Below are 3,819 nucleotides of genomic sequence, written 5' to 3'. Positions count from 1 at the left end.
GTCCCGCATGGACCCCGCCCGGTGCGGACGTCACGGAAAGGCCGCGCGTTCTTGCGCGGGCGATCACGGGGATAGGCGTTCACCGCTTGGGTAAAGACTCCGCAAGAGGCGGACGGCACGGTCCGCCGGTCGACCCGGCAGGTGCCCCATGGCGAGCGACGACACCCCCCGCGCACACGGCGAGCCCGTGGTCACGATCTCGGCCACCTATGGTGCGGGAGGCAGCGCCGTCGGCCCCGCTGTCGCGGCCCGGCTGGGTGTGGCCTTCCTCGACCGGGCGATCCCCAGCGCCGTGGCGGCCCAGATCGGCTGCTCCCTGGACGAGGTCCTCCAACGCGACGACCGCGCCCCGGGAGGGCTCGAACGCCTCCTCGCCAGCGCGGCCCGCCTCCCCACCGTCACCCTGGGAAGCGTCGACACCGCCTTCATCGGCACGACCAACGACGAGGGCCGCCTCCTCTACGACCACGAGTTCGTCGAGCAGACCGAACTCGTCATCGGCGAGGTCGCCCACGGCGGAGGCGTCGTCCTCGGGCGCGCCGGCGCAGTGGTCCTCGCCGACCACGACACCGCCCTGCACGTCCGTCTGGACGGTGACCGCCATGCGCGCCTGCGCAGGGCCCGCGCCCTGTGGGAGTCGGGGGACCGGGAGGAGTGCGCCGGACACGGCTGGGGGGAGGGCGTACCCACGCTGCGGCTGCTGGACGACAACGACCGGGCCCGGGCCTCCTACGTGCGCCGCTTCTACCACGCCGACCCCGCCGACCCCCGGCACTACCACCTGGTCCTGGACACCGCGGCTCTGTCGCTGGAGGCCTGTGCCGACCTCGTGGTGAGAGCGGCCGAGGACCGGGTGGCGCCTTCTGGCCCTCGCCCCGACGACACATCTGATTCGTCGTAATTTGTGCGATTTTTTACCATCGCGGTAATTGTCACCTTGTGCTGACGGTGGGCGCTTGACTCAGGTAAGGTGAGGCGACTTGGTTCCGGGTCCTGACCAGCCCCCCACCCGCAACCGAGGTCCGCGTGCGGCCGCCACCACGGTGGAGGCCGCGTGAACCGGACACGCAGGACACCCTCGCCCCGCGCAAGGACGGGACGCGGGCGCCACCCCGCGCACGCGCCGACCGCACCGAGCCCCCCCCGGGCGGGCCGCGTGAGCGCGGTACCGCCCCGCGGTGGAAGGGCCCCCGATGCCGACAGAGCGCGTCCCGGGGAGGGGCCGTCCGCGTGCCCGACGGACGCACAACACCGAGCAAGAGCCGAGGAGCAACACGTGGCCACCCTTCCCAGCGTTTCGTACTCCATCACCGTCCGCCTCGAACTGGACGCTGGGGGAAGCGCCGTCGGCAGCCTCACCAACGCCGTGGAGCAGGTGGGCGGCATGATCACCGCGCTGGACGTGGCCGCTGCCGGGCACGAGCGCATCCGCATCGACGTCACGTGCGCCGCCCGGGACACCGAGCACGCACAGGCCATTGTCGACGCCCTGGGCGCCATCGAGGGCGTCATCGTGCACAAGGTCAGCGACCGGACCTTCCTCATGCACCTCGGCGGCAAGATCGAGATGAAGTCGAAGGTGCCGCTGCGCAACCGCGACGAGCTCTCCATGGCCTACACCCCCGGCGTCGCGCGCGTCTCCCAGGCCATCGCCGCCAACAAGGACGACGCCCGACGGCTGACCATCAAGCGCAACAGCGTCGCGGTCGTCACCGACGGATCCGCGGTCCTGGGCCTGGGCAACATCGGCCCCGAGGCCGCCATGCCCGTCATGGAGGGCAAGGCAGCCCTGTTCAAACGCTTCGCCGACATCGACGCCTGGCCCATCGCCCTGGACACCCAGGACGTGGACGAGATCGTCCGCACCGTCCAGGTGATCGCCCCGGGCTTCGGCGGCATCAACCTGGAGGACATCTCCGCGCCCCGCTGCTTCGAGGTCGAGGCCCGCCTGCGTGAGCTGCTCGACATCCCCGTCTTCCACGACGACCAGCACGGCACCGCCATCGTCGTCCTCGCCGCCCTGCGCAACGCCCTGCGCGTCGTCGGCAAGAAGCTCAGCGAAGTCCGCATCGCCATGTCCGGCGCGGGCGCTGCCGGCACCGCCATCCTCAAGCTCCTCATGCACGCCGGAGCCCGCGACGTCATCGTCAGCGACGTCCTCGGCGCCGTGCACACCGGGCGCGAGGACCTGGACCCCAACCTCCAGTGGATCGCCGAGAACACCAACCCCGCCGGCTACAGCGGCGACCTCAGGGGCGCCGTCGTCGGCGCGGACGTGTTCATCGGCGTCTCCGCCCCCAACCTGCTCGACGGCGAGGCCATCGCCGAGATGAACGACGACTCGATCATCTTCGCGCTGGCCAACCCCGACCCGGAGGTCGACCCCGAGGTCGCGCACCTGCACGCCTCCGTCGTCGCCACGGGCCGCAGCGACTACCCGAACCAGATCAACAACGTCCTGGTCTTCCCCGGCTTCTTCCGCGGGCTGCTCGACGCACAGAGCCACCACATCACCTCGGACATGATGGTCGCCGCAGCCGAGGCCCTCGCCGACGTCGTCAGCGAGGACGAACTGGGCCCGAACTACATCATCCCCAGCGTCTTCCACTCCGACCTGTCCACCCACGTGGCGACCGCGGTGCGCGAGGTCGCCCAGCGCGGGCTGCGGGACCGGGGCGAGTAACCCGGGGAGGGGCCTTCCCCGGGGAAGGGGCCCGTGGACCCGGGCGTGTAACGGCCTGGGAACACGGGCGGAACGGCGGCTGTTCCGGGGTAGAGGTGCAGCATGGACCAGTCGACAATGACCGGGCGGCTCCTGGTGGCCGCCCCCCTCCTCCAGGAGGACTCCTTCCGCCGCTCGGTGGTGTTCGTCGTGGACGACACGGGCGACGGCACCCTCGGGGTGATCCTCAACCGCCCCCTGGCCACGGCCGTGGACGAGATCGTCACCGACTGGGGCGCCTACGCGAGCGAACCGGCGGTGATGTTCTCGGGAGGCCCGGTCGGGGAGGACTCCGGCATAGCACTGGGCGTCACCGGCGCGGGAGAACCGCCGCCGGGCTGGTCACCGCTGGAGGGTCTGGCCCCGGGACTGGGACTGGACGGGCTCGGCGTGGTCGACCTGGACGGGCCCCCACAGGTGCTGGGCACGGCCCTGGGCGCGTTCCGCGTGTTCGCGGGCTACGCCGGGTGGAGCGCGGGCCAGCTCAAGGAGGAGATCGGCGAGGGCGCGTGGTTCGTGGTCGACGCCGTCGCCTCGGACGTGTTCACCACGGCACCCGAGGGTCTGTGGTCGCGGGTCCTCCGACGCCAGGGCGGACAACTGGCGCTCCTGTCCACCTACCCGGACGATCCCACCATGAACTGAGACCCCACCGTGGTGGGCGCGGCACCCTATACCGTGGAACGCAGACGTCGAAAGGTGTGAGGCACGATGGCGATGGACATCCTCAACAAGGTCCTTCCTGACAGCGAGACCAAGCCGGACATCTCCCACGACGGTGGGGACCGGGAGCGGTTCGCCCACTACGTGCAGAAGGACAAGATCACCGAGAGTGCCGTCACCGGCGACCCGGTGATCGCCCTGTGCGGCAAGGTCTGGGTCCCCAACCGGGACCCCAAGAAGTTCCCCGTGTGCCCCGACTGCAAGAAGGCGTACGAGGAGATGATGAAGTAGAGCGTCTCCACGTCGCCTCCACACGGCGGGCGCCATACGAAAGGCCTTGGCACAGTCGCTGTGCCAAGGCCTTCGTGCTTCGCTTCGGCCCGGGTGCCCCTCAACGCGGGAACCTTCGGTGCCTGCGGCGGGTTGGCTCGTTC

At 70.7% G+C, this 3,819-nt stretch carries 4 protein-coding genes; all 4 read left to right on the top strand.

Going from position 1 to position 3,819, the window contains the following annotated elements:
• Nucleotides 1-148: 148 nt before the first annotated feature.
• The 4 genes from ACFWTE_RS29765 to ACFWTE_RS29750 all read left to right on the top strand — a co-directional run bounded on the left by ACFWTE_RS29765 (nt 149) and on the right by ACFWTE_RS29750 (nt 3,676).
• On the top strand, nt 149-901 hold the full coding sequence (locus tag ACFWTE_RS29765; RefSeq protein ID WP_378783271.1) for an AAA family ATPase: 753 nt from the start codon (nt 149-151) through the stop codon (nt 899-901).
• A gap of 375 nt (nt 902-1,276) precedes the next feature.
• Nucleotides 1,277-2,683, top strand: a complete 1,407-nt coding sequence (locus tag ACFWTE_RS29760; protein ID WP_378783269.1) for an NAD-dependent malic enzyme — start codon at nt 1,277-1,279, stop codon at nt 2,681-2,683.
• A 102-nt stretch (nt 2,684-2,785) separates the two neighbouring features.
• A complete protein-coding gene (locus tag ACFWTE_RS29755; protein ID WP_378783268.1) occupies nt 2,786-3,367 on the top strand; it encodes a YqgE/AlgH family protein in 582 nt (193 codons plus the stop codon).
• Nucleotides 3,368-3,433: 66 nt separating this feature from the next.
• The gene (locus tag ACFWTE_RS29750; RefSeq protein ID WP_378783266.1) at nt 3,434-3,676 is read left to right on the top strand and encodes a DUF3039 domain-containing protein; all 243 of its coding nucleotides are present in this window, start codon (nt 3,434-3,436) and stop codon (nt 3,674-3,676) included.
• Nucleotides 3,677-3,819 lie beyond the last annotated feature (143 nt).

This window comes from Nocardiopsis sp. NPDC058631, assembly GCF_042716955.1.
Taxonomy (GTDB): Bacteria; Actinomycetota; Actinomycetes; order Streptosporangiales; family Streptosporangiaceae; genus Nocardiopsis.
This window is presented reverse-complemented; position numbering and strand designations above follow the sequence as displayed.